Origin of the sequence: Rhodococcus sp. IC4_135 (genome assembly GCF_011602025.1) — a bacterium.
GTDB classification, from domain to species: Bacteria; Actinomycetota; Actinomycetes; order Mycobacteriales; family Mycobacteriaceae; genus Rhodococcus_F; species Rhodococcus_F baikonurensis.
Window position 1 is genome coordinate 334,566 of sequence record NZ_JAAOLG010000003.1, and the last position, 26,868, is coordinate 361,433.

General features: G+C 60.3%; 22 protein-coding genes. 11 read left to right on the forward strand and 11 right to left on the reverse strand.

The window, feature by feature from the left end; genetic code table 11:
- The first annotated feature begins 782 nt into the window (after positions 1–782).
- The 8 genes from G8767_RS09685 to G8767_RS09720 all read left to right on the forward strand — a co-directional run bounded on the left by G8767_RS09685 (position 783) and on the right by G8767_RS09720 (position 8,748).
- Positions 783–1,220 (forward strand): hypothetical protein, encoded by a 438-nt coding sequence (locus tag G8767_RS09685; protein WP_166809999.1) that lies wholly within the window; start codon positions 783–785, stop codon positions 1,218–1,220.
- Positions 1,221–1,517: 297 nt separating this feature from the next.
- The gene (locus G8767_RS09690; protein ID WP_166810000.1) at positions 1,518–2,003 is read left to right on the forward strand and encodes a TetR family transcriptional regulator; all 486 of its coding nucleotides are present in this window, start codon (positions 1,518–1,520) and stop codon (positions 2,001–2,003) included.
- 926 nt (positions 2,004–2,929) lie between these two features.
- The gene (locus G8767_RS09695) at positions 2,930–3,583 is read left to right on the forward strand and encodes a TetR/AcrR family transcriptional regulator (RefSeq protein ID WP_166810001.1); all 654 of its coding nucleotides are present in this window, start codon (positions 2,930–2,932) and stop codon (positions 3,581–3,583) included.
- An 82-nt stretch (positions 3,584–3,665) separates the two neighbouring features.
- Positions 3,666–4,571 (forward strand): metal-dependent hydrolase, encoded by a 906-nt coding sequence (locus tag G8767_RS09700; protein ID WP_166810002.1) that lies wholly within the window; start codon positions 3,666–3,668, stop codon positions 4,569–4,571.
- Positions 4,568–5,704 (forward strand): PDR/VanB family oxidoreductase, encoded by a 1,137-nt coding sequence (locus G8767_RS09705; RefSeq protein WP_166810003.1) that lies wholly within the window; start codon positions 4,568–4,570, stop codon positions 5,702–5,704. The genes G8767_RS09700 and G8767_RS09705 overlap by 4 nt, the downstream gene beginning before the upstream one ends.
- A complete protein-coding gene (locus tag G8767_RS09710; RefSeq protein WP_124567264.1) occupies positions 5,701–6,135 on the forward strand; it encodes a limonene-1,2-epoxide hydrolase family protein in 435 nt (144 codons plus the stop codon). Before G8767_RS09705 ends, G8767_RS09710 begins: the two co-directional genes overlap by 4 nt.
- 217 nt (positions 6,136–6,352) lie before the next feature.
- A complete protein-coding gene (locus G8767_RS09715; protein WP_166810004.1) occupies positions 6,353–7,738 on the forward strand; it encodes a hemolysin family protein in 1,386 nt (461 codons plus the stop codon).
- Positions 7,735–8,748: a hemolysin family protein gene (locus tag G8767_RS09720; protein WP_124567266.1), complete on the forward strand. Its 1,014-nt coding sequence runs from the start codon at positions 7,735–7,737 to the stop codon at positions 8,746–8,748. The genes G8767_RS09715 and G8767_RS09720 overlap by 4 nt, the downstream gene beginning before the upstream one ends.
- Before the next feature lie 76 nt (positions 8,749–8,824).
- Here G8767_RS09720 and G8767_RS09725 read toward each other — a convergent pair whose 3' ends face one another.
- From G8767_RS09725 to G8767_RS09735, 3 genes are all read right to left on the reverse strand, one after another.
- Entirely contained in the window at positions 8,825–9,043 is a 219-nt protein-coding gene (locus G8767_RS09725; protein WP_095971685.1) for a hypothetical protein, read from the reverse strand.
- A gap of 54 nt (positions 9,044–9,097) precedes the next feature.
- Positions 9,098–9,379 carry a WhiB family transcriptional regulator gene (locus G8767_RS09730; protein ID WP_095971778.1) on the reverse strand — a complete coding sequence of 94 codons (282 nt, stop codon included), beginning with the start codon at positions 9,377–9,379 and terminating at the stop codon, positions 9,098–9,100.
- 297 nt (positions 9,380–9,676) lie between these two features.
- Positions 9,677–9,841, reverse strand: coding sequence for a hypothetical protein (locus tag G8767_RS09735; RefSeq protein WP_166810005.1), 165 nt, complete (start codon positions 9,839–9,841; stop codon positions 9,677–9,679).
- Between the two features lie 1,763 nt (positions 9,842–11,604).
- Between G8767_RS09735 and G8767_RS36295 the strand changes: the two genes are divergently transcribed.
- Together G8767_RS36295 and G8767_RS09745 are read left to right on the forward strand one after the other, a co-directional pair.
- A complete protein-coding gene (locus G8767_RS36295) occupies positions 11,605–11,736 on the forward strand; it encodes a hypothetical protein (protein ID WP_277346868.1) in 132 nt (43 codons plus the stop codon).
- 445 nt (positions 11,737–12,181) lie between these two features.
- The gene (locus G8767_RS09745; RefSeq protein WP_206029135.1) at positions 12,182–12,532 is read left to right on the forward strand and encodes a hypothetical protein; all 351 of its coding nucleotides are present in this window, start codon (positions 12,182–12,184) and stop codon (positions 12,530–12,532) included.
- Between the two features lie 256 nt (positions 12,533–12,788).
- On the opposite strand, the gene G8767_RS09750 is transcribed toward G8767_RS09745, so the two are convergent.
- A complete protein-coding gene (locus G8767_RS09750) occupies positions 12,789–13,688 on the reverse strand; it encodes an ABC transporter permease (RefSeq protein ID WP_206029136.1) in 900 nt (299 codons plus the stop codon).
- Positions 13,689–13,780: 92 nt separating this feature from the next.
- Positions 13,781–15,361, reverse strand: a complete 1,581-nt coding sequence (locus tag G8767_RS09755) for a sugar ABC transporter ATP-binding protein (RefSeq protein WP_166810008.1) — start codon at positions 15,359–15,361, stop codon at positions 13,781–13,783.
- 237 nt (positions 15,362–15,598) lie between these two features.
- On the opposite strand from G8767_RS09755, the gene G8767_RS09760 reads away from it, so the two are divergent.
- Complete coding sequence (locus tag G8767_RS09760) at positions 15,599–16,297, forward strand: TetR/AcrR family transcriptional regulator (RefSeq protein WP_166810009.1); 699 nt, start codon at positions 15,599–15,601, stop codon at positions 16,295–16,297.
- A 371-nt stretch (positions 16,298–16,668) separates the two neighbouring features.
- Here G8767_RS09760 and G8767_RS36520 read toward each other — a convergent pair whose 3' ends face one another.
- The 6 genes from G8767_RS36520 to G8767_RS09790 all read right to left on the reverse strand — a co-directional run bounded on the left by G8767_RS36520 (position 16,669) and on the right by G8767_RS09790 (position 26,398).
- On the reverse strand, positions 16,669–17,442 hold the full coding sequence (locus tag G8767_RS36520; RefSeq protein ID WP_346842973.1) for a VOC family protein: 774 nt from the start codon (positions 17,440–17,442) through the stop codon (positions 16,669–16,671).
- Positions 17,430–18,512, reverse strand: coding sequence for an amidohydrolase family protein (locus G8767_RS09770; RefSeq protein WP_346842975.1), 1,083 nt, complete (start codon positions 18,510–18,512; stop codon positions 17,430–17,432). The genes G8767_RS36520 and G8767_RS09770 overlap by 13 nt, the downstream gene beginning before the upstream one ends.
- A 158-nt stretch (positions 18,513–18,670) precedes the next feature.
- Entirely contained in the window at positions 18,671–20,407 is a 1,737-nt protein-coding gene (locus G8767_RS09775; protein ID WP_166810012.1) for a hydantoinase B/oxoprolinase family protein, read from the reverse strand.
- Between the two features lie 20 nt (positions 20,408–20,427).
- Positions 20,428–22,482 (reverse strand): hydantoinase/oxoprolinase family protein, encoded by a 2,055-nt coding sequence (locus G8767_RS09780; RefSeq protein WP_166810013.1) that lies wholly within the window; start codon positions 22,480–22,482, stop codon positions 20,428–20,430.
- Positions 22,482–23,462 carry a sugar ABC transporter substrate-binding protein gene (locus G8767_RS09785; protein ID WP_166810014.1) on the reverse strand — a complete coding sequence of 327 codons (981 nt, stop codon included), beginning with the start codon at positions 23,460–23,462 and terminating at the stop codon, positions 22,482–22,484. The genes G8767_RS09780 and G8767_RS09785 overlap by 1 nt, the downstream gene beginning before the upstream one ends.
- A gap of 1,190 nt (positions 23,463–24,652) precedes the next feature.
- Entirely contained in the window at positions 24,653–26,398 is a 1,746-nt protein-coding gene (locus G8767_RS09790) for an MOSC domain-containing protein (RefSeq protein ID WP_166810015.1), read from the reverse strand.
- Positions 26,399–26,868 lie beyond the last annotated feature (470 nt).

Consider the following 26,868-nt stretch of genomic DNA (forward strand, 5'->3'; position numbering starts at 1 on the left):
ACCCGCATGCCGCCGATACTTCGTCCTCGATGCGTCGTGCGGTGACGGTGAGCTCTTCCGGCTAGCCTCGCGGCTCGTCATCGCCGCTCGCTCGTTTCGGGCGCATCCGGACGATCATTGACGTCAGGATGAGGAAAGCACGGGGAGGAGTCGTTCAATCAGCTCAAAACCCGCGATCACCAGGCACCTTAGTATGCTTTTTGACAATCAAACGTAGTCAACTGTGCCAGCAGTGGACCAAAGCCCGAAACCGCACTACTGACGGAAGCAGCAGGCGCCATCTCGCACTCACCGGCGAAAAGATTGCAGCACTACGACTCTGCGAATCGCCGACAGCGCCCACTACACGTTCGATCGCGACACTGCCGCGATGTTCGGGTCTGATCCACCCAAACGCTCCGACCTTGTCAAAGGGCTCGGAACCGATGTCTTCACACGAGATATCAGTCGCGGGCCGCGCGAACTCACACCTACCGGCACGTCGCTGCAACACCTCGTGCTGGCGAATATCGATCGCCTCCGCAAGATCGCCAGCTACGAACCAGCCCGACCGAAGTAGACCCTCAACGACGCCGTCCTCTTGCGGTCGCATTCGACCGTGAGACGTAGGCGTACGCACGACAGCCTTTTGGCACGCAACTCCAACCTTCAGAAGTTGAGGGTGGGCTCAGCCTGCATTTGTACTGTCGAGATGCCGCGAAGATCAGCGAAACATTAAAGGTCCCGGCGCCGGTGATCTAGGCTGATCATCGTTTTCTATCTGCTCGTGACGGGGGAAGTACGTGTTCGGCTTCTATGTGACAGCGCTGTTCGTCAGCGGAATCGGCGTGATCGTTTTGGCGCTGGTGACCTCCGAACTGCACCCCGGCCGCCGTCTTGTCAACGGTCTTATCGGCACCGCGTTCCTGAGCTACGGCATCTACCTGGCCGTGTTCCTCCACGGTGGCGAGTACCGAATCTTCCTCTGGGTCTTCATCCTCCCGTTCATCTTGCTGGGCCAGGCGATGCGCACCGTCGAGGTCCCCGCGCCTCCCGGGGCGTCCTCCCCCGACATCGACGACCACCTCGTCGACCCCGCCCCGGCACCGACTCCGGCTCGTACCGCCGCCACCCGCGAACGCATGGCCGCGGCCAAGTCTGCCCAACTCGAGGCCCTTCGCGCCAAGCATGCCGCCAAGAGCGATGAGTTCGACGATCACGCGCCGTCTACGCCTGCCTGACGAGAGGCATAGCGGCGGCAACTAAACCATTAATGGTTTGCTCCGCCAATTTCTTCCCCGCCACCTCGACCGACCGCGCGGTAAGACGCACATACTTTGACGAACTTCGGCGACTCGCCCGAGACCCGTCAAAGTTGCGGGGCGTGTCTCGCTAATCTGCGCTGCATCTCGACAACAGCTGTCGCTGAAATTCCGGGCGAAGATGGCCTTTTCCGCAGACAGGAGCATGCCTGGCCACAGTTAGTCACAGCCTCCCTGTCGGCACCGACCCGGAAGCAGACGCAGTTCGAAGCGGGAATGAAAGTCTCCACAACTCGACTCGCGCTCCTCGAACTCATCGTCAACACCCTTGCCGAACGCGCGATAACCGACGCCAAACAAGCTGCATCCATTCTCAATCCAACGGCGCAAGGTGAGCACAAACTGAGCATTTCTGATCTGGCGGGCGTGATCACCGGACTGGTCGAGACACTCTCGGACCGCCGCGACGACATGAAAGCGCGTTACGCCCTTGTTCTCGAACTCGGCAACGAACCATTGCTTCGAAGAAAGCTGACGACACAGTCCGAGGTTCACGCCATAGCCCGAGAAGTGACAGCGATGCTTCTCGACAGAGCAGATCTGCCGTGTTCCAACGAGCGAGTCGAGGAGTTGATCGCCCTCACGGATACGTTGGTGTTTCAGCGAACGATCATCCAGGAGAACACATCCCCTGAATCTATCCTCACCGCCTATCTGCGAGGCGTAGCTTCCCTCGCAGGTGACCTCACTCGAGAGTCTTGAGATCTGACCGATTTGATCGCACCGCTTGAAAGCTGATCCGACTTCGATTTTCGCCCACAGACTCTTACCTGACCGCCGGTGCTGAGCGACCGAATTTGCACGAGACCGTGCTGGGAGTTGCGTTGCCACACATGCATTCCGGCAAAGAACAAGAAAGAAGCAGCTGCCGCCATCGTCAGATCTTCACCTGCGCAAATGCATTGGTCAAGACGGATCAACCCAGAACAATGAGACGAGCGCGATTAACAAGGCTTACCTCCCGTCCTCGTGTGGCGTTGGCGACAGTCAAGGGGCCAAGAACGCGTCGCGACCTAGCCCTCGAACAGCGGGCGGCTGCGAATGCGTCACTGCACCATCGTTGCCGGTAATCTCCGACGTCCCAACAGATTTCGAGAGCCAGTGCTTCACCTGCACGATCACACGTTCATGCGTGACGCCGCCGGTACCATCACACATACCTGGCCCACCACCGATCGACTGCCTGAGGCGACACCACCTTTTCCAGCGCCATCCGACATCGAACGCAACCACACGAGACTGCTCGCCCGAGCAGTCAACGCCTTACTCAAACCTTCAGAAAGAAATCCAGCGATACATCTGGCACGGCTCCGACCGAGGCTGCTGCTCGTGCAGCGCTGAACGATCTCGCCGAGCACCAGGGGCAGAAATATCCCTGACGAATGCCTTATCCGATCCGCATGACCGTGGTTCGGTTGGGCGGAACTGGATCGATCTTCGCGAAGGACGAAGATCTGACAGGCGCAGACCAGGGCACGTCGAGAGTCGGCGACCATTTTTCGAATCCGCAGGAGAGCCTCGGAGCGCTAAGGGGGCAATTTCACTCGACGATGGCCACTCGCATGGCGGTTTATCCATGGCTTTGGTGAGCGAAAGAACCGATGGCACCAGGCAGGATACGATGCGGTATGCGCAGGCTGGCTGGATCGTTCGATCGTGACCTCCCCGGGTTGCCGCGTGGCCGCGGCCGACTGGCTGCGGACGAGGTCCAAGACGCACAACGCAATCGCATTCTGCGCGCCGTGATCTCGTCGACTGCGGAGAAGGGGATCGCCTCGACCACGATCGCCGATGTCGTCGGCCGCGCCAGGGTATCTCGCCAAGCTTTCTACAAGCAGTTCGAGAGCAAAGAAGCCTGCTTGATCGCAGCGATCGACGCCGGCATCGAGACGATCGTCTCCAACATCACCTCCACACAAAGCTCGACCACCAATTTATCTCCACACGAACAGCTTTCGGCTGTCATCGAGAAGTACCTCGAGACGTGTTCGTCCGAACCCGAGTTCGTCCGCGCTTGGGTGGTGGACCTACCTGTGGCCGGTCCGGCAGGGGTTGCGAAGCGCAACGAGTACCTGGAACTGCTCGCCGACGAATTGCTCGTCGGCTACGCGTCCAGATCTTCAGAAGCCCCGGGGCGTGAAGTGTTTCTCGCGGCGATCGGCGGATGCAACGAGTTGTTCTACCGCCAGGTGGTCGACGGGTCCAATTCGTACATGAATCTTCATGCGCCGATCATGTCCTTCCTCGAACGGGTACTGGATCTCTCGTCCGACGGTTCGTAGTCCGGTGTTGACAAGCCTCGGGTAGATCGCCATGCTCATTTATAAGTACTGTCGCGTACTTATAAATGAGCGAGGAGTGGCCATGGGGATCTTGAGGGGACTGACTCAGCGTCCGATCGCGCCGCTCGGCCGGGTTGCGATCCGTCCACGGCGAGTCGACTTCGACTGGGAGAAAGCGCCTTTGGTGTGGTTGCCGAATGAGCCGATCGCCTCATACCTCCTCGGTTCGATGAACCTCGTCATCCCCGAGGGCGAGCGGATGATGATCCAGGCCTTCGAGCAGGCTCTCCCGGACGTGCACGACGAGAAGCTCCGCGAGGACATGCTCGGTTTCATGGGTCAAGAATTGCTGCACGCAGAGGCGCATGACGAGGTCATGAATCAGGTGTTCACACGGCACGGAATCGACCCGGCCCCGTTCAACCGCCAGATGCAGTACTTCTTCCGTAAGACTTTGGGCGTCGGCGACGACACCGATCCGCGGTCCACCCGGCAGCGTCTGATCGAGCGTCTCGGGATTTGCGCGTCCTCGGAGCATATGTTCGCGTTCGTAGGCGACTGGGCACTGAACGCGGACTTGGAGAAATTCGGCGCAGATCCGCAGATGCTTGACCTCTACCGGTGGCATGGGGCCGAAGAGGTCGAGCATCGTGCCGTGGCGCACGAGGTCGCCACGTACTTCGGAGTCGGCTACTTTCGCCGCTGTATCTCCATGCTCATCACGTGGCCGATCTTTTTAGGGTGGTTGCTCCGTGCCGCGATGTATCTGAGCCGCAACGACCCCAACACGCCGAACATCGGTTATCCGCGATTGCTCCTGGAATTCGTCCGCGCCGGACGCCGCGGACTGGTGCCTGGTGTATCGAAATGGTTCTGGAGCGGTGCGTCGACGTTCGTGCCCGGATTTCACCCCGACGGTGTGGGGTCCACAGCCCAGGCCCTCGCCTACGTCGCGCAATCGCCAGCGGCCAAGCGGGTCAACACATGACACCCAACGCGCCCGAGGTCACACAGCGGTGGCCGGCCCCCCGCGAGATCCCGGTCGACCTACGACGCGGCACGCACCGCGACTCGATTCTGCGCATTCTGGATGTCCTGGTCTCCACGCAGGTGAAGTGGGCGGTCTTGATTCATCGCGACAAGCCACCGAAAAACCGGACCGACGAGTACAAGACAACGCTCACGGTGTCGGAACGCACGACGGTGGCCAGCGACAACGCCGTGGTCAGCATCGAACTGCGGGCACCTGACGGCAGCGACCTCGAACGGTGGCACCCCGGGGCTCACCTCGACCTGTACCTGCCCTCAGGACGCATACGTCAGTACTCACTGTGCGGCGATCCTGCCGATCGCCGCTGTTACCGGATTGCGGTACGCCGCATCCCTGATGGTGGCGGCGGATCGAACGAGGTGCACGACGAGTTGCCAGTCGGTGCCGTCGTCGGCGTTCGTGGCCCACGCAACGCGTTCGGGTTCGTCGAACCCGGGCGAACCAAGCGCGCGAAGCGCGTTCACTTCGTGGCGGGCGGTATCGGCATCACCCCGATACTCCCGATGATCCGCGAGGCGGAGCGCATGGGCCTGGATTGGTCGCTGGTGTACGTCGGTCGCGAGCGACGCACGCTACCGTTCCTCGCGGAATTGTCACCGTTCGGTGATCGGGTCACCATCCGCACCGACGACGAATACGGCCTACCCACCGCGACCGATCTTCTCCCGCCGAACGTCCGCAGCGGTGATGCAATCTACTGTTGCGGTCCGGTCCCGATGATGGACCTGATCACCGCAGGTGCACGCAACCAACCCGGTGTGGAAGTGCACGCCGAACGCTTCTCCGCCACACCGGTCGTCGATGGACGTCCCTTCCGGATCCAACTGGCTCGCACCGGTCAGGTCATCGATGTCGCCGCCGATCAGACCGCACTGGACGCAGTGCTGCGTGTGAACCCGAAAGCCCCCTATTCATGTCGTCAGGGCTTCTGCGGCACCTGCATGGTCCACGTCATCGACGGCGATGTCGATCACCGTGACAACTCGTTGAGCCCAGCCGAGCGCGCCGAGGGCAAGATGCTGCTGTGTGTTTCACGGAGCAACAGTCCCTGCCTGACGGTCACCACATGAATCCACCGATTCCCCAACGACCGGAGTACCTGTTGAACGACGATCAACTGACATCGCGGGTGGTGGACCTCCTGATCGCACTGGAGGAAATGGACGCCGATGCCGTGCGTGCACTCGTCGATCCCGACATCGAATGGCGCAACACCGGCCTGCCCAGCGTGAAGGGAAGGAAGAGCGTCGAACGAGCTCTCACGATCGTCTCTCACCTGATCACCAGGTACGAGGTCGTGGAAGTGCTCACGATGAGCACCGACCACAACACCGTGTCCTCCCGGCGAAGAGAGATCATCCGCATCGGATGGTTTGCCATGCACCTCGACGTAGACGGCCACTACACATTCGCAAACGGCCTGCTTCGCATTTGGGACGACCGCTTCTCCTACCGCCGACTGCTCCGCGGATTGCGATTCGGCCCACCCACCCGCACCTGAGGATCGCGAGGGTCGCTATCCGCCTGCCTGGGTCAGGTACTTCATTCGTTCGACTTTTCGGGGAAACCGCATGGCGATGGGAACTTTTCCGGCAAGGTAAACGTAGATTAAAAAACAAGGCTTCTTCCGCATCGACAGAGAGACCAATGGACAGTCACAGACCCAGGCCGGACACACCCCACTACATCACCGCATGTGATGGCGAGGTGTCCGGCTCATGATGATCGCCCTGACACTCCTGCTGGGCGTCCTGGTCGTTCTGCTGATCACCGCAGTCACCGGCTACTTCGTTGCCCAGGAGTTCGCCTACATGGCCGTGGACCGATCCCGGCTCAATTCTCTCGCCCAGACGGGCGATTCGGGTGCAACGCGGGCTCTTGCGGTGACCCGCCGCACCTCGTTCATGCTCTCCGGAGCTCAACTGGGCATCACCGTCACCGGTCTGCTGGTCGGTTACGTTGCCGAACCTCTCATCGGTCAGTCGCTGGGAACGATCTTCGGCGGCATCGGCATCCCCACCGCCGTGGGGATGGGCATCGGTGCCGTGCTGGCGCTGCTGTTCTCGACCCTGGTCCAGATGCTCTTCGGTGAGCTGTTCCCGAAGAACCTCGCCATCGCACGTCCCGAACCTGTGGCCCGGTGGCTGGCCCGCTCGACCACCCTCTACCTGAAACTCTTCGGCTGGCTGATCTGGATCTTCGACCAAACATCGAACCTGCTGCTCCGCGCACTCAAGATCGAGCCGGTGCACGACGTCGAGCACTCCGCTTCTGCCCGCGACCTCGAGCACATCGTCGCCGAGTCCCGCGAAACCGGGACTCTGCCGCCCGAATTGTCGACGATGCTCGATCGCATTCTCGATTTCCCCACGCGCCCAGTGGAGCATGCGATGATCCCTCGCACCCATGTCGACACCGTCCACGCCGACGACTCCCTCGACCACATCCTCACCCTCATGGGGCGAGGGCACTCCAGATATCCCGTCGTGGGGGAAGATTCCGAGGACATAGTCGGTGTCATCCACCTCCAAGATGTTCTCGACCTGACGCCGACCACTGATCTGACCGCGCGCACACTCACCCGCCCCGCCCTGATCCTCCCGACCACACTTCCCTTGCCGAAGGCCCTGGCCGAACTCACCGACAGCAGAAACCAACTTGCCTGCGTCATAGACGAATACGGCGGCTTCGCCGGTGTCATCACCCTCGAAGACATCGCCGAAGAACTCGTCGGCGAAATCACCGACGAACACGACCCTGACCTCCCACTCGAACTCCCCGGCGAAGACGGATCCTGGACCGTCAACGGTGGCGTGCACCTCGACGAGGTCGAGCGCACCATCGGACACGACCTCCCGGGTGGTGACTACGAGACGATCGCCGGCTTCACCATCGCCCATCACGGCGAGCTCCCACCCGAGGGAGCCCGGATCCGCGTCGAACTGCCACCTGATCCTGCCGACCTGATTTCCGACGACGAACAACCTCGATATTCACTGGTCATCGATGTCCTGTCCGTCGAGCGGCACGTCCCCGCCTCACTACGACTACGCCTCGACCCAACCGCAGTGGCCGGGACTGAAACCGCGGAGGAGAACCGATGAGCAACCCCTGGATCGTCATCGCCGTCACCGTCGCTCTCATAGCCCTGAGTGCCTTCTTCGTCGCCGTCGAATTCGCCCTCATCTCCGCCAAACGGCACCGCCTCGAAGATGCCGCCCCCAACAGCCGCTCCGCCCGAGCCGCTCTACGCAGCGCCTCCGAACTGACCGTGCTCCTCGCCGGCTCCCAACTCGGCATCACCGTATGTACCCTCGCGCTCGGTGCAATCACCAAACCCGCTGTCCATCACTGGCTTACCCCTGCCTTCTCGAGTTGGGGCATGCCGCTCTGGATCGCGGACGTCGCCGGTTTCGTTCTCGCATTGATCATCGTGACTTTCCTGCATCTGGTCGTCGGCGAAATGGCACCGAAATCCTGGGCGATCGCCCACCCCGAGAAATCAGCCACACTGCTCGCCATCCCGATGCGCGGATTCATGTGGCTCACCCGACCTCTGCTGCAATCGCTGAACTCGATGGCCAACTGGTTCCTCGTCAAAGTCGGTGTGCAACCGGTCGATCACGTCGGCAGCGGCCAGGACCCCGACGCCTTGCGGCACCTGGTCGAACACTCCACCAACGTCGGAGCCCTCGACGCCGGATACTCCGCGCAACTTTCCGGCGCCCTCGACATGCAGACCTTGACCGTCCGCGATCTGCTTCGGAGCAGCAAAGCTCCGACCTCCGTAACCAGCTCCGCGACCATGGACCAGGTGCGGGCGATCTCGAAACAATCGGGACACCTACGAATCCTCGTTCGCGACAACGGTGTTCCCCTTGGGATCGTGCACGTCCGCGACACCCTGCTCCAACCCGACCACACCCACGCCGAATCCATCATGCGACCGGCATTCACCCTTGCGTCCGATACCCCCGTCCACCTCGCACTCGCGGCGATGCGGGAAAGTCGCAATCACCTGGCCGTGGTCACCGACGAACGAACGACGGTCGGCATCATCACCCTCTCCGATGTTCTCTCACGACTGTTCCCCCGCCCTGAACCGGCGATCTGACACCGCATGAGGACAGCCTTTCGCACGGATAGCGCTATCCGTACAGCAATTGTTCGGGAAAGATCGCGATCAGATCTCAGATCTCCCCGTCCCAGGCATCGATACCCTCGTGCGTATCCGGAGTTGGAATGCCATGCCCGAGCCCCCGTGCCCTCATTTCCTCGTTCACGAAATAGAACCGTGCTTTCTCACGCGGAGTCAGGCGATCACACCGGCGATACAACGAGCGGTACTCCTTGACGAGATCGCCGCTCGCCATACGGTAAACCGACAGCGGCACCGGCTCACCCGACATCTGATCGCATCCTCGGACTGCATGATCTGCCGCCCCGCGCTCGTCGCGACTTCGTCACTGGGCGTGCCGCCTTCGGTCAGCTTCGCTCATGCCACCCCACGTTCCATACAGCTCACCCGCACCGAGGGCGTACTCGCGGCACTGACCGAGCACAGGACAGGTCTGACATATCCGCCGCGCCAGCAGTTCCCGGCGGGATCGGGCATTGCCACGCTCGCCTTCCGGCGAAAAGAACACCGCCGCTTCGACCCCACCGCACGCGGCGTACTTCTGCCAACAACTCGGTTCGGCGGCAACCTCTTTCCCGGACTGCGCCGAGCGCACTGCGGATATCATCGGGAACTCCTCTCTCACTCGAGAACCTCGGATCACTGAAACCAGATCCGAAGCCAGGAGACGTATCTCAAAGCTTCGCTCTTGCAACGCCACTGACGGTTAATCAGGCGACTTCCTACGGGTTCATGCCAGTATTAGAATCTGGCGTGGCCGCCAAGTGCGGCCGTGAAGGCCGCCGGCTGCGGCAACGGTTGGCATCACCATTTGATCGCCCTGCCGAAGGTGGGCTCGAACCCACACGCCTGGTAGCCAATCGGGCGCTGAATGCGCGACAGATCGCCATAACATGCCATGCCGTCACCGCAGCACCCGCGGTCGAGCACCTAACCGGCCGCCTCCCGGGACCGGACGGACGTTCGGAGCGCCGAGGCGGGCAGACTGTCCGGCATTGGCGTACCGCAGAAGCAAAGCGAGCACGAGGAAGGAGAGGACGAGGACAAGGGTGAGAACAATCGAACCCACGGCGGAGCTTCCTTTCCGAGACCACGAAAGAATCAGGTTCACTCAGAATCGATCACCGAACCGGCCGAGGGAAGAATCCGACCCAGATCTTCGCGATATCCTCCCAGGTCAAGACTCTGACTGGACGCAACGACGTCTCAGAAACAGCACTCTGGCAGGAGACCTTTTCCGAGAAGCCACCCGCGCTCGGCCGCCCACGCTTGCGTTGGCCTGGCGATCCCACCGACCGCACGGTGAAGTCAATGAACGATGGATTGCGGCAGTTTACCGCTGGCATGCAGCTCACGGTCAGAAACTCTGCCGCGCACGGCATTGGCGAGATGATGGAGCAAGATGCACTCGACCGACTTGCGGTTCTGAGCATGGTCGCTCGATGGGTCGATCAGTGCGAACTCGTTCAGCCCGAAACTGTCGATTCGAATGAGTGACAACTGACATTCATTCGGCGACTACGCGATGAAGCGTCGCGTTACATTCCGAGTGCCCGGGTGATTGTTGCGAGGACCTGCGATTTCCGAGAGTTTCCGGGTGAAGATGACCTTTCCCCCGAGCTGAGAGCGAACCGATTCGCAATGCTCAACATTGACCATTCGCTGGACGCTCAACGTAATGAACCCGTTAGGCGCAAGGAAATCTGCGCGGCACGGAGTGTCAGGCAGACTTCCTTGGCTAACAGCACAGACCATCTTTTCCAGCGCCGGGGTCAGCATGCAGTTCGTGTGAGAGCGGTCGCAATGGTGGTGGGTGTGCGATTTCGGGGAATTAGCCGCTCAGTTCGCGACGCTTCCGAGCGTCGAAACTTGTCGCGCCTGTTCGTGATTCGTTCAGGATGGAGTCATCGCGGGCGCGGAGCGTGAGTGGCCGGGCGGCTCCTGCCGCACTGCAACGGCCACTTTCCTCCGGCGGTGTATGTACCGGATCGAGCAGCTGACTTGGATGGTCATCGCGATTCAAGGCGAGGGTCAACGGTTGGCAGGTTCTTGGGAGGTTAGTGGGTTCCCTGAGGCGATCGAGTAACCCGTTTTCAACGGGCGACCAGGCTGAACATGGCTGAACATGGCTGAACTCACCTGATCCTCGCAGAACACCCTCAACACATCGAAGATCGAGTCGATTGCCGCAGCGCTATTTTCCGCAGTGGTCCGCCTCAGAGCCCGAACGACTTCTCCAAACTCGTCGATGACGAGTTCCAATGCCCCCTCCTGTTCTTAGGAATTGACAGAGTTATGTTTCGGGTTTCATCGTTTCTCACGGCTTTTGGCGGGAGACCGAGAGTCACGTTCACCTTGTCAATGCTGAACAACAGCAACGGCGGTGCAGCATAGAAGCCGAAGAATCTGGGCGCTCGTGCGGACCGTCGCATGGCTGTCACCGTCATCATGCCGACGCGAAATGGTTGCTGATCAATACATTCTGGGTTTGCAGTCACAGTTGACCAACCATGTCAGCCTGCAACAAAAGACAGGTTCGTCGCGAAGTCCATGACTTAGCCCGCTGAGACGCACACCGTCATCAAACCGACTCTGTGCGGCGCAAGTTCCAGGTCCTGCTCCCCAAGTTGCTGACTCTCCAAGGGCAAAGCCAGGGCAGTCGGCGGCTGCGGCCGCGTCCGCATCGCGCACAACTGAGGAGCAGAGTTCGCGGGCCTTGAGCTAGGTAGTACGAGTTCTTGACCCGGCAATGTGACCCGGATAACATGGGCGTGTTACATTCTGCGCCTTCTGCGCATCGTCTAATTCCCTTCCTATACAAGGAGATAACTCATGGGTTCATCAGATTCCGACCTCCAGCTGCTCGATAACGCCATCACCGTAATCGGCGGCATTGCGGGGGTCCTCGGCGGCGTCGTTGCCGCACTCGGCTTGGCAGCTTTCGTTGGTGCCGGCGGCTCCTAGCTGGACCATCGGTAGTGCGGCCGGGGAGGTAGCTACGGCACTTCCCCTGCCGCACTACGGATCCCGAACGGATGTAGATTTTCTGGCGCACACCGAAACACGCAAACCGCTGGCACTTGCTTCACACGCTGGCTCAGAAGTAGAGAAAGTCGTTGCAGCCGGGCCCAATTGACTAGGAATGACAGGTGCAGAATTGAATCTACAATCGACCGCGCCACTCCAGAACTACTGAAGCCGGCGCCGACCCGGCGCGTGTCACGCACCGGAGATCCGCGCTCGACCGTTCTGACGAAGTGTCGATTCGAGGTGGTCGCCGCCTTCCAGAGCGAAGATTTGGGACGGAAATTGACTTCATTTTCAACACAACTCGGATCGGCCCGACAGACGATCTGAGTCTAGCGCGGAGCTGGGAATGACATGCACTCCCACGACTGTATTCCCCTTGATGGCAACAGTTTCCATTCATGCATGCGCCGAACGCTCACCTGAACGCCTGCACTGTCTGGACGATATTCACGGCGCTCCCGATGCTTGCGAGGGTCGTGACAGGTCGGCGCGAGAAGATTTGTCAGCAGTTGATACTCCCGGTGAACGCATGCCGGCGAAGAGCTCATGGTTAGATATCGAGCAGAATCTTGGTATCCGTGCGGTGGCCTTTGGTCGTCCGATCCTCGGATCCATTGGTGCCCAGCCGGTTTTCGTTTCGTTGGTCGTGGCCCTCTTGGCCACCTCCGTCTACGTCGTCGTCTATGCGTTCTCTCGCCCGACCGTCGTCCTCGCAGGTCGAGGGTCGTGAGGGCGACGATCGGGGCAACGGTATGTTGCAAGAAAGCGTCCGCTTCCGGGAGCGCCTGCTCCGGAGATCGTTTCGTTCGGATCGCAGCCCCTGGCCGGCTTCTACCTTGATCTAGGTATCATTCCGCAACTGACCGTAAGAGTTCACCGACCGTCCTCAAACTGGCAGGCAGGCGTCTTCATCGCCTCACTAAAGGATTGCAACTCAAAACGCTGGGGCGGTCTGCCCGCGCCCGCTCCAGGGCGGCCGCCTCCAACTAGGATCTCGACTTCCTGCTGAAGGAATCCCCAGCGACGGCCAGCACGATAATGATTCCGAGGATGAGCTGCTGGTAGGCAGGATCGACATTGATGAGATTGAAACCGTTGCCGATCAGAGCCAGGATCAAGACACCGATCAACGCTTGAACGATGGTTCCTTGGCCGCCGAAAACGCTCACTCCACCGATGACCACTGCCGTGATGACCTGGAAGGCGAGGGCGACTCGAAGGTCCGATTGCCCGCTCATGCTTCGGCTCGCGGACAGCACGCCGGCCAGACCGGCCGAAAACCCAGAAACTGCGTAAGCAAAGACTTGCACTCGACCAACCGAGATTCCGGAAAAACGTGCTGCCTCGTAATTGCCACCCACGGCGTACACGCGCCGACCGATTGTAGTCCGTGCCAGAAGCACTCCCGAGACAAGAGCGAAGGCTATGAATACAAGACTAGTAACGGTGAACGGGCCAATCTTGCCGCTACCGAGCCAGCCAAATCCTGGTTGATCAACCGTAATGATCGTTCCACTCGTTATGAGCTTTGCGATCCCCAGAAACACCACAGAAGAGGCGATCGTGGCGATGAAGGGATTGATTTTACCTACTGTCACCAATAGTCCGTTGAACACCCCGAGCAAGACGCCTGTTGCGAGACCCGCCAGGAGACCAATATGGGGCTGGTCGAATCGGGTCGCCACCCAGGCTGACACCACGCCGGCGAGAACGAAGATTGCATCTACCGAGAGGTCGAACCCGCCCGCGAGGATGCATATCGTCGTTCCACAAGCAATGATCGCCAGACCCGACCATTGGTCGAGGAGATTGAGCTGGTTTGAGGTCGACAAAAAGGGACGGGAAACGATCGCAAGGGTGACATAGAGAGCTATCGCACTGATCAAGACCGTGTAGTTGCCGACTGACGCTGTGCGCAGACGAGTCCGGAGCATCGCAGAGATCTCGGAGGAACTTCGCTCAGCAGTATCGATTGTTTTCATGGGTTCACCTGACCGTGAGTGTCGTAATTCAGCATGGCTTGTAGGATCTGGTGCTCGTTGATTGCTTCGCCCTCAAGGACCGCCTCGATTCGCCTTTCCCTCATCACGAGGACTCGATCGGCAAGCCCGATGACCTCATCGTTGTCTGAGGACACGAAGAGAATCGCCATCCCTTCGGATGCCAGCTGTCTGAGAGTTGCGTACAGAGTGGCCCGAGCGCCGACGTCCACACCTCGGGTGGGTTCGTCGGCGATAAGCACATCCGGCCTGGAGAGGAGCCACTTGGCAAACAGGACCTTCTGTTGGTTGCCGCCCGAGAGGTCGCCGACGGGCGAGTCGATCCTTCGGGGATCCATCGATACCGATCGCAAAGATTCCTTCACGGCCTCACGTAGGCGCCTTTTCCGCATGAACCCGCCTCGGGACATACTGCTGAGGTGGGGTAGTCCTACGTTGTCGAGGACGGAAGCTCGGAGAATCAGCCCCTGATCCTTTCGGCTCTCGGGCACGAGGACCATCCCGGATTTCTGTGCCTCGCGTGGAGACCGGAACGGTCCTGAACACCCGCCCACCTCAACCGTGCCGGCGCTCACGTGATCGATACCTACGAGTGCACGCAGCAGTTCCGTTCGTCCCGAGCCGACGAGCCCAGCGACACCGACTATTTCGCCGGGGAAGACATCGAACGAGATATCAGTACTGCCCTGGTCAGTCGAGACGCCGTTGACATGAAGGGCCGGCCTAGAGCCTCTTGCGGAAGACTTTTCCGGAAACATCGAGCCAAGCGGCTGTCCGAGCATCTTGGTGATCAAGGAGTCCGCCGACTCCTCTTCCGCGTTGCTCGTGCCAACGATTTTGCCATCCTTCAACACCGTGATGCGGTCAGCAACCGCAAGCGCTTCGGAGAGGAAGTGCGTAACGAAAATGACTGTGACACCACGTGATCGAAGATCGCGGATGACATCCAGGAGTTGGTTAGTGTCGGACGGCCCTAGCGCGGCAGTGGGCTCGTCCATCACGACAAGCTTGGCCTCTCGGGCAAGGGCTCTCAGGATCTCGACCTTTTGCTGGTCGCCCAGTGCCAGCGTGCCCGCAGGGACATCCGGATCCAACAAGAAGCCGGTGCGTTCCTGAAGCTCGTCGAACTTCGCCTTCATTGACTTCGTCGAAACCAACCCCCGGCGCGTAGCGGGAGACCCGAGAAAGACGTTCTCCACGACAGATCGATGAGGCACGATGGATAGTTCCTGCGCGATGAAGGCAGTACCGGCGGCGATGGCGTCCTTCGGCGAGCGGAAGTGGACCTCGTGACCCTCAACGCGAATACTTCCGGAATCCTGCATCTGAACGCCTGCCAAGATCTTTCCCAGCGTCGATTTGCCAGCCCCGTTCTCGCCGACCAGGCAATGCACCTCAGCTCGTCGAAGTTCGAGGGTCACATCTGCCAGTGCCCGCGCTCCACCAAATGACTTGCATATCGAGTCAACCTGCAGGTGCACCGGATGCTGGCTCTCGACATCCTCGTCCGATCCGGCCGGGTGCTGTCGTGCCGTGACATCGGCTTCCGTAGCGCTCATCACATGATTCTCATTTCTACGAGATCATTACTTCAATCCCGATCGTTTGATAGAGGACTGGGCAGGGACTCTATCGAATGATAGAGACCCTGCCAAGGATTTGGACGAAAATCGGCATTCGGCAGAACTTCAGAGTTCATTGCCTGTCCAGGGCCGTAGCAGTACCCGCAGGTCTGGATTCACGCGTTCTCAGGGACGGACTTTGCCAGCTAGCCTATCAAGCGATAGGGTCCGCGCATGCAGCCGAAAGACGTTTCCGAATCTACGAGGTTCCGCATCCTGCGAGAGGCCGCCGCGCTGTTCGCAGCAAAGGGGTACCACGGCACAAGTACTCGTGACATCGCGGTAGCAGCCGAATTGCGGCAGCCGACCCTGTACTGGCATTTCCCGACCAAGCAATCGATCATGATTGAACTCATCGACACAGATATCACTGCAGCGGCCCTTGCCTGCAGTGAGATCGTAAAGGCGGACGCCAGCGCAGGTGCCCGTCTGTTCAGATTCGTGCATTTCGACATGACCCAGTTGGCGCTATCGCCCTACAATCTTGTCGCCATCTATGACACCCAGGTCTTGGATGCACCTGAGTTTGCCGAGGTCAACCGCAAGGGAAAACAGATCACTCGAGGCGTACGATCTCTGCTCCGTGATGGAATCGAGAGCGGACAGCTCGCGCACACAGACCTCGCTATGGGGCGCGAGCTGATCTATGCGGTGGAGCTTCACGCAGGTCGCGCTGCTCGTTCGCTTCGCGCCGCTGAGCGCAAAAGGCTGCCGGGTGCCTTTTCTGAGTTCGCGTTGAGAGGGCTACTTGCTGATCCGGCGACGCTGGAGGACGTTCGCGACGAGGCCATGAGGATCATATTGCCTGAGTCCGTGACGCAGGGGGCCTTTGACGAATATTTCAGGAAGGGTGCGCCGAAACCTGTCGGGTAGGGGCAATCCCGGCTGGGGCGATTACATCTGCGCGAGCGGACCTTCACCAAATCCCGCGACAGCGAGTGGATTCGACCGATCTTCACCGCCCAAGTCCCGCACTGATAGTGACGCATAGGATCGCGGAACACTGTTGCCGGTCAACTACGTCGGAACTGCGGCCATCACCGACCACTGCATCGTTTTCGGATGCAGTGGTCGGTTCGGCCTGTTGCAGGCTCGGGGCGGATGACAGAGCGAAAGCCCAGCGGTATCGCCTAGGGGGACGACACCGTTCATCGTCTCCCCCATGGTGCGAATGCCCCGTTCGCTCACGGCGTGGGTGGCGCGCTCGATGGATTCCCGTGTCGGCAAAGATCAGACCTCACGGCCTAAGTGCCTCCGACCATGGCAACTGTGCGTAGCCGAAACAGTGCACCGAGTGGATCCGCAACGAGAGGTTCGTCCTCTGCTTCGCCCGTCAGTACGCTCCCGCCAAGCTCGGCAACCCTGCGACAACTCGTACGAACGTCGGCCACGGCGACGGTAGGAGTCCACACGTTAGCCTGAAGGTCTTTTTGAACATGGGCGACCATCCCACCGCATTGCATCGTCACTGATCCATCATCTTCATCGCGTGAGTCCCATCCGAATGCCTCAACGTAGAACCGGGAGGCGGATTCGGGATCCACCGTCGCGAGACGCGCGCCTACCAACTTTCCCTCGACGATTGGGATGTCAGCAGGTGAATACTCCTGTGGTTCCCACAGTCCGAAGACCGTACCTTCCGGGTCACGAGCCATCGCCATCCGCCCTAGGTTCAGAACTTGCGCGGGCGGTATCGTCATGGCACCACCGTGTGTCTCGATGGATTGAGCTGTCGCCCGGAGGTCAGTTGTCGACACGAATATCGTCCAGACGGCGGGCCCCTTGGACTTGTCAATGGGGTCGACACCAGCCATGATCTGATTCCCCGAGCGCATGACTAGGTAGCCGGGCGCCTCCGCGATCTCGATGGGCTCTGACTTCCAGCCGAACAAGTTCAGGTAGAACTCCTGCGAGATATCGATCTGTGTGCTTGTCACGTCGAACCAGGCCAACCGACCCGATCCTCCAATGGCGAGTGCCGATACGTCCTCAGAATTTTTCGTTGCTACTCGGACCACCGGTGGACTCCTCCGTGCTTCAACACACCTACGACAGCGGAGTCGGACCCGAAGACGGCGAGGTCTGTCGGGTCTTGACGAAGCGCGATGGCATCAAGGACGTAGCCAGGCTCGATCCTGCCGTAAGTATCCGCCACGCCACACAGCTCGGCACCGTTAATCGTCGCGGCCAGAAGTACCTGCTCCGGTGTCATTCCGGCATCTCCCAGGTGCTTGAGTTCCCTGAGATTGCCCTCCTGCGCGACAAGGTCTGAGCCCACTGCGATGCGAACGCCGGCGTCCACGGCAATCTTGACGGCGTCGCCGATGATCCGACCGACATCTCGAACACGAGAGGCCGACGCATCATTCACGTCCCCGCCCTGTTCTAGGTTGACGAGTTGATGCATGATCGCCAAGGTCGGGACCAGCGAGCAGCCCCGGTCGGCCATCAGGCTCGCTTGTTCCTCGGAGAGCCTGACCCCATGCTCGATGGAACGGACACCTGCAACGACGGCGTTGGTCAGACCATCACCGCCATAGGCGTGAGCCATCACAGGACGTCCTGCCTTTCGAGCTTCGGCGGTAATGGCGTTGATCTCCGGGGCGCTGAACTCTTCGGTGTCCGGGTCGTCGTGGTTGAGAGGACCCAGTAAGCCACCGGTTGTACATACCTTGATCCAATCGGCTCCGGCTCGGAGAATCTCTCGCACCGCGCGAACCACCCCATCGGGGCCATCTGCCACGTAGGGCGGTCGGTTCGGGTAGTCGTGCAGAATGAATCCGTTGGAGGCCGGGACCCCGAGGCCTGCGAGGAAGCCGTCCGTGTGCCCCCCAGTTTGTGAAAGTGCGGAGACCGCGACCTGCAGGGTGGGACCATCGACCAGTCCAGCCGCGAGAGCATTCCTCACTCCCGCATCGGCTCCCCCGGGGTCTCGGACAAAGGTGACTCCCATGTCCAGAAGGGCCCGCGCGTTCGCAGCCATATGAAGGACCCACTCGGAGGTAGGCATCTGCAGGTACTTCAGAGTGTCGTCTTCGAAGCACGAGAGATGGGCATGGCAATCAAATATCCCTGGCATCAACCACATTCCCGTACCGTCGAGCTCGGGAGTGTCCCTCCTGCCACCTATTCGGGTTCCGACTTCCTCGATGATGCCGTCCACAGCCGCTACATCGCACGGCTTGGAGAATCGACCATCGCGGCCGAGGACTCGTGCGTTCCGCACAACGAGCGAACTGTTGGGCCTCACGTCAGCCCCAGCTTCGGAGCGGCAGCCGCGATCTCGTCACGCAGTCTTCGTGTCGCATCCCAGTCGATCGCAAGTGGGTCCGAAGTGACGACCACTGCGTAGTCTTCTCTCGCTGAACCCGAAGAAACCGCGTGTGTCATTACGTCGTGGAGCACAAGCTCGGGGTCGCGAAGATGCGCTGCGCCATTACCCCCACCACCACCTCCGACGAAGGCGACCCGGTCCCCGGCGATCAACCGGGCAGCACCGACCTTCCCAACATCCTTCGCGTTGTCGGACCCAGGATTAATCGTGATGCTGTTTCTCACGCTGGACGGCAGTCCGCCGCCGACGCCTCGCGCCATCGACGCCACCGTTTTCTCAGCGAAAAGCGTCAGTTCGACATCTCCCAAGAACTCCCACTCGGTCCTGGTACCAAGACCTCCGCGCCAACGACCCGGGCCGCCAGAGTCCATCACAAGAGAAGTGGAAATCTTCCTGATCGGCATACGGGTCTCCCAGATTTCCGCCGAAGTCAGTTCAGACCCCGCAACGGGAGCGTGCAGAAGTGCGTCCATCCCGTCTGCTTGTGCGGCGGCACCGAATCCCTGTGGGGGGCTGTCCGCGAAGAAGGTCACGCGCCCCGTGGTCGAATCTTCATGACTACCGATGACAACTACGGCGTCCCCGCCGCTCTGGGCAGGAAACAGATGCGGGTGCGCACTGGCGACAGCCTGAACGATCATGTCACCGAGTCGACCCCCACTCCAGCCCATCAGGTAGGTAGGCGCCGGTGCGTCCGGGTTGAAGATGGAGCCGGAAGGTGCCACCACGGTGAGCGGTCGAGAATCACCAGAGTTGGTCGGCAGCGAACTCTGAGTGGTCAATCTTTTGAGAGCCAGTCGGCATGCCGCGGTCGTTGCCGGCAGGGTCGAATTGATCGGGCCCAGCTGTTGCCCCGCAGAACCCGAGGTGTCGATCGTCATCTGCGAACCGCTCACGGTCACGGTGACACGGAGTAGGACGCGCCCATCCGTCACGCCGTTGTCATCGAAGTAGTCCTCATGCTGATAGATCCCGTCGGGTACGAGGTTGATTGCCTGGCGAACCTCTCGCTCGCTCTGGTCCATGAGTTGGTCGATTGCCGCGTGGTAGACGTCAATTCCGTACTTCTCGACCAGCCCCGTCAATCGCCTCGCACCCGAGGCCAACGCTTGACCTGCGGCGACGATATTCCCGAAGGTCTCGCGCGGAGCCCGGGAGTTCGCGGAGATGATCGCGTGCAGCTTCGGGTCCATCTTCCCTGCCTCGTAGAGGCGGACCGGAGGAAGGATGAGACCCTCTTCGAACATCGACTGCGAGTCACAGGGATACGAGTCCTTCGCTCCCATGTCGCCGACGTGCGCCCGGATTCCGGTGTACCCGATCAGGGTGTCGCCGAAGAATGCAGGAACGATAATCGACACGTCAGAGGTATGTGCACCGGTCGTGAACGGATCGTTGACGATGACGATGTCTCCAGGCACGAGCGGATTGTCGCCGGCGAACTCACCTGCCACCGAGCGGAGAGCAAAATCCAAGGAGCCTACGAACTCAGGGAGCCCCGGTGCATCACCGATGAGATTCAACCGATCGTCGAATACCGAGACGCTGAAGTCGTTGAGCTCGTAGATGACTGGCAACAGCGCCGTCCTCTTGAAGGTCCCGAATATCTCCCGTGCGATGGAGACAACACTCGATCGCACTACTGCCATGCTTACTGGATCCATGGAATTCACGGCCTTGCCTCCAAAATCAGATTGCCCCACGCGTCAACGTGCACCACTCGCTGGGGCGTAACCACTGTCGTTGTCGTGAGTTCTTCGATGATTGCCGGTCCGGCCACCTCGACACCGGGGCCGAGAGATTCCCTCCGATAGACGGGCCACGACTCGGCGGTCGTATCGCTCGCCCTGTGAGTGACCTGTCGATGGGAAATCGGTGTGGGCAGCGAACCTTCGGCCGCTGCCTCCGGAACGTCCGGCTTCGGCAAGGAGCCGAGTGCGCGCACGCGATAACCGACGATCTCGAGATCACCGACCAGGCGGAATCCGTACGCATCCTCATGCATCGATTCGAAGCGCTCACGCAGAGTGTCACTCGACTCGTCATCTGCGAGGACTGGAACGGCAAGCGTGTGCTCTTGTCCGTCATAGCGGAGTTCGACGAACCGCATCACTGCGCGCCGGTCCTCTTGTATGCCTTCGGATTCGAGTCGTTCATGAGCTTCGACAAGCAATTCGGCAAACGTGTTCGCCGCACCAATCGACTCCGTGCTTCGCAAGACGCGAACTTCGCTTCGCGAAAACTCGTGCGCTACATCAAGTGTCTGCATGCCCCACGCTGAGAAGACTCCCGGATGCCGCGGTACGACCACACGAGTGATTCCCAACAGGTCACCGAGTGTTGATGCCACCAAGGGGCCACCCCCGCCGTAGGCCAATAGATCAAAGTCTCGAGGGTCGTGCCCCTTGCCGATCGTGATCTCTTCCAGGAGCCGTGCCATCCGGGCCTCAATCAACGTCACCACACCACTGGCTGCCTCTCGCGCATCCATCGATAGTGGCGTCGCAACCTCCGATACCACCGCGTCGGTAGCGAGCTGAGTCGAAAGCTTCATCGCCCCGTCCAGGAGCGAGTCGGGTAGCAGCCCGGACACGAGCGCCGCGTCCGAGAAGGTGGGACGAATACCGCCCCGGCCGTAGGACGCTGGGCCCGGCGTGGAGCCAGCGCTTTCCGGTCCCACGTTCAAGCCGCCCAGCTCGTCGACCCATGCGATCGAGCCGCCTCCAGCGCCGATCGTTGCGAGCTCGATCATCGGGAGGAGCAAAGTCAGTCCGGCGATCTCGGACTCATTGGACATCTCGGCCACACCATGACGCACAATCCCTGCGTCGAAGCTGGTCCCGCCCATGTCGATACAGATCAGGTTCTTGTACCCGCAGGAAACGCCCAAAGATGCGGCTCCAGCGATGCCGCTGGCGCAGCCCGATACAAGCGTCCTCAACGTCTGACGCTGAGCCCGTTCGAGGCCCATCACGCCCCCATCGCTGGACGTGATGTACAGCTCTCCACCGAACCCTGCCGATGCGAGCCCATCCGCCAGCCCGGAGAAGTACTCCGTCATCTTGGGCCGAATGTATGCCTCACTCACCGTCGTCACTGCGCGCTCGTACTCTCGATACCGTCTGGTGATCTCGTGAGATACGACGACGGGCATATCTGGATACTTGGTTTGCACCAAGTCCACGATCTGACGCTCGTGCTTGGGCTCGATATAGGCATTGACCAGGCATACAGCCAACGCTTCGATACCATCGGCCACGAGAGCGTCGACGGCCGCCACTGCGGACGAGACGTTCAAGGGCTTGACGATCGAGCCGTCGGCGGCAATTCGCTCATCGATTTCACGACATAGCTCGCGCCCGACCAGAGCTTTCGGCTTGTCCCACGACAATTGGTACGGCGGCCAACTTCCTCGACGAATCTCGAGCATGTCCGCGAAGCCGGCCGTGGTCAGGAATCCGACCCGCGCACCCTTGTGCTCGAGTAACGCATTGATTCCGACAGTGGTCCCGTGAAGAAAACGTACGGCGCGTGTGAGGTCGGCGTCCGTTTGACTCAGGGCCGCAATGATCCCCTCAGCGGGAGCGTGATGAACGGTGGGACTCTTTCCCACCACCACGTCTCCGGTCTCTACATCGACTCGGACAACGTCGGTGAATGTCCCACCTACGTCGGCCGATACAGAGATGGCGCCATCCGAAACAAGAGATCGCAAATTGTTCACTATTTGTACTCCGCCGTGAAATTCGAGACGTTCTGCTGGTTGATAAGACCGCCCACAGGACTGAGGTCCGAGGTGTTGATACTCGTCTCGCTGACATCGTTCCCCTGTGCAAGCTTGATGCCGATCTCCCCGGCTTTATAGCCCCAGGATCGGGGTACGGAGGCCCCTTCACTGAAGTAGGTGCCGTTACGGACGGCCTCGACGGCCGCCTCAGTCGCACCGTTCGAAATGATCTTGACGTTGCCGAAACGTCCAATCGCTTGGAGTGCTTGCACCGCGCCCTGAGTCTGCTGGTCCGAATAGCTGACGAGCACATCGATGTCAGGATCACGCTGGAACATGTCCTGGACCGCCTTCCTGCTGGTGGCGGCGTCGTACTTTCCATCCTGTGAAGCGACGAGGGTAATTCCGTCCGCTTCGGGAGTCTTGAAGGCCGAATTCACTGAATCGAGTGCAAGTCGATCTGAGGTGAAGGTGACATCACCGTTGAGATACGCAACTTTGCAGGGCCGCTTGTCCGCGCACGCGTCGATCGCGCTCGTTGCCAGCACGGTCGCGACCTGTTCGAAGTTCATGGCGACCACGCCGGCTTGGCCATCGAACTGCTTGTCCAACGATGAAGGGTCGGGACCGCAGGCCACGAACATGCAGACCACCTTGATGTTCTTCGCGGCCGCTGACTTTAGCGCTGGTACTACTGCGACGGCATCGACCGGTTCGATCACGAAGACATCGAATCCGCCCGACGTCACCGCGTCTTGAATCTGGGCAACCTGCTTCGTTGAGTCGAAGGCTCCGTCGAAGGCGGTGACCTGTCCGCCGTCGAAGTCCTTGGCGGCCGCTTCGACGCCGGCGAGCTGAGCCTGCTCAAAGGCATTTGCCGACGCACTCAGGAATACGGCCACATTTGGCTTGCCATCTGCCGAGCCCTCCGAAGAGTCCAAACTGCCGCAAGCACTGAGGAACATCAGCGAAGCCATCGAAACGGCAAGACTGAGGATAGTTCTCCGGTTCATCAATCACACTCCTATTGAGATCACGCCACCGCCGCCAGAGTGCGGCGACAAATGGAATACATCGCGACTTCGATGCACCACATTTGCCAGGGATGAGACGGACTCTATCGCCCGATAGAGAGCAAGGTCAAGGTTTCTCTATCAACAGATAGAGCGACTCGATCGCGATCACTTTGGACGCCATCGTCACTGCCCAATTACCCAGTCGCGGCACGCCCATCGAGTAGCTGCACCCTACGCTTGTGATCCGTCGAAATCGCCGCGAACAGTCCATGCCGCGACTGCACGGCCGCGGAGATCTCCAAGTAAATGCCGACTCCGGCATGGTCGGACGTTTCAGGTCTGCTCTACGTCCATGAACAACTCGAAGGCACTGAAAATGTCGACGGCGCTTGAATTCCGTCCAGTTCCGATGCGTTGTAAACGGTTTAGAACACCCCAGTTCTGACCATCAGGCATTGTGGCGCAGGCACCGGGAAAGCAGTCGACGCCTCGTCGGCGGAGTCTGTAGCTGACGCCTGAGGGTGAGGACGACGGTGTGGTGAATGCGGCCGATCCTTGCGCCAGTGAACGGCTCAACCTTCGAACACGTTGCCCCCCCATAGAGGAACGGTAAATTCGACTCCAGGAACAGATGCATGTACGGAGCATGAGGACACGCTCGCTGGAAACAGGTTCGTGGTGTCCCGCTCGAACAGGAGAGGTAGCCGACCTTGTCGACGATGATCAGCCCGAAGCTCCGCTGCCTGGCCAGCTCTGCGAGAGGCGGACTTCGAGGGGTGGGTTTCGGTCAACCGGGTGGCCCGTTCGATTGCGGTCCCGAACGGCACCCGACACCTGTCTCTCACCGCGACGATCCCAAGCTCAGCGACTAGCCACGTTGCCGGTTCCGACGAAAATCCTCCAATGCCTTGTGGGTGCCGAACCTCCGACGTCTTTCCGCTAACAAGCATCAGAGGTGTTGCACAAGAAGGCTTCTCGTTCAGGGGCCGCGGCGGGGTAGTCGTCGTGGACCAGGCCGGCGTCGCGCGCCCGATCGGCCATCCGAACCGGGTCACGGCCTTCGAGACAGTTGGGATGCCGGAACCACAGAGCGTTAAGTCGCTTGAGCGCATGGACTGGCAGCCGTGTGGACGCTCGGCGCCGGCCCACAGCTAAATGTCAAGATCTATCTCGCCTGTTGACGGTTGCGCACTGCACAGCTTGACCCGTCCGGGTCCAGGGTCGCTGATCCTGTCGTTTATTTGGACAACTGAACCTCCGAGAATTTGCACCTCACAGGTGCCGCACGTGCCGATGCGGCAGGAGCTGTCGACGTGCACGCCGTGACTCTCAGCCAACTCGAGGAGCGTCAGGTCGTCATCTCTGACCCACTGAACCGTGCGGCCTGACCTGAGAAAGCGGACAGCAGCCTCGGCAGGGCGCACGAGGCCGGCAGTATCCCGGGTGTCGGGTACGAACAGCTCGGAGTTGATCGCCTCGTAGTTGACACCGCGGCGGATCAATTCGTCCCTGACGAACTTCTCGAAAGCGGACGGTCCGCAGATATAGAAGTCGGAGTCCGCCCCTGGCAGGCGTACTTCACGACCGGACAAACTGAGGCGATACTCTTCCGAGGCGACCTCACGAATGTCGTCCGGGCCAATCCTGCCTGATCGGTCGTAGTGGTTCCCAAGTTCGTCACGAACGCCTGGTGCCGAGTAGAAAACTCGACGGGTTGCTCCCCTTATGGTGTTCATGACGACGTCGACCTCGTCGGCGAAGGCATGTTCGGCCCGGCTTCGCGCCACGTGAAGCCACAGCACAGGCGGCGCTTCGTTTCCCCGCTCCGCATGCGCCTTCAGCATCGCGACAAGGGGCGTCACCCCGATACCTGCACTGATAAGAACTGTTCTGAGAATGCTCCCGCGGTCGAGCACGAAGCGCCCGGTAGGGGGTCGGATCTCGAGGGTGGAGCCCTCTGTCAACTGGTCGTGCATCCACCGCGAGGCATCGCCGTCGGGGTGGCGTCTGATCGAGATACGGTAGGAACCATTATCCGAACCGAAGTCAGAGATGGACCAGTTCCGTACCAGGCCGCCCGCGTCCTCGGGTAGCCGGACCGTCAGAAACTGACCGGCTCGGTAACCAGCTACCGGGCCACCTGTGGCAGGCGACAGATTGAACGACGTTACGTCGACCGTTTCCTTGCGGATCGAGTCCACGACGAAGGATCGCCAGCCAATCCAGCGGTCGCGGGTGGTAAGATGCCCGTCGCGCAGCGAGCTGATGCGTTGTCGGACCATGGTGGTGGCCTGGTCTCCGAGCCCCGGGGTAGCAAGCACTCGACTCAAGGCATCGATGTCCGTGTTGGTTGGGTCATGCAACAACTTGGTCAGCTCTGCCACCGTGATAGACGAGTTCGCGTGAAACGTCCGGTGAATCTGATCTCCCGCCGTGATCGCTCCCGGTTTCACCACGCGGAAATAGCATCCCATCCGCCCGTCGGCAATCAGTTCGTGTAGGAACGCCTCGGGTTGCTCCAGCCGCCAGCTCAACTTGAAACAAGGGATGCGTGGTGAAGAGACCTCCAGCAACACAGCCCCGATACGGAAACGGTCGCCGATGTGCAACTCCTCCTCGCTCGGCATCCCCTCAACCATGAGATTTTCACCCCAGTGGCAAGGAAGCCAAGAACTGCGGTCAACGCGCAGACGGTGCGCCCACAGGTCGTACGTTTCCCGCGAACACGCGTATACCTCCTCGGTATGGACAGCGGTCTCATTGCCCTCGGGACCTCCCAACGCAAAAAAAACGGAGCCCTCGCTGGCGGTGCGCACGATCGAGCTGAAGACTTGCCGCCCGTACATCTCCTGCCACTGCGGACGGGCCACGCTGACAGCGACTACCTGGCCAGACATCTCGGCCCTGCCCCTCTCCGCTGCGAGTGTTTTACCACCCGAAAGTGCAGGTACGGCGCTGTCTCTGCGTCGACCGAGCCGTTTCGCGTTTCCAACGCGGCGGGGATGCCCCACCCCTGAAACGCACTGAGGAACACCCGCGAAGCCATCGAAATGAAGAGGCTGAGAGTAGTTCTTCGGTTCATCGATCACACTCCTATTGAGATCACGCCACCGCCAGTCTGCGGCGACAAACGATGCACTGCGACTCGGGTTTCTCTCTGCCAACCCGCCAGGACAGAAGGAATCTATCGCCCGATAGAGAACGAGGTCAAGACCCCTCTATCTACCGATAGAGGGGTCTTCACCTCGTTGCGAAAATCGGGCGACAGCTCACTGATTGGCCATATAGATGATTCGCTAGTCACGCAAGCACTCGGATATATCGATCAGACAGTATCCGAAACGATCGACCGGATCCGCACATCATC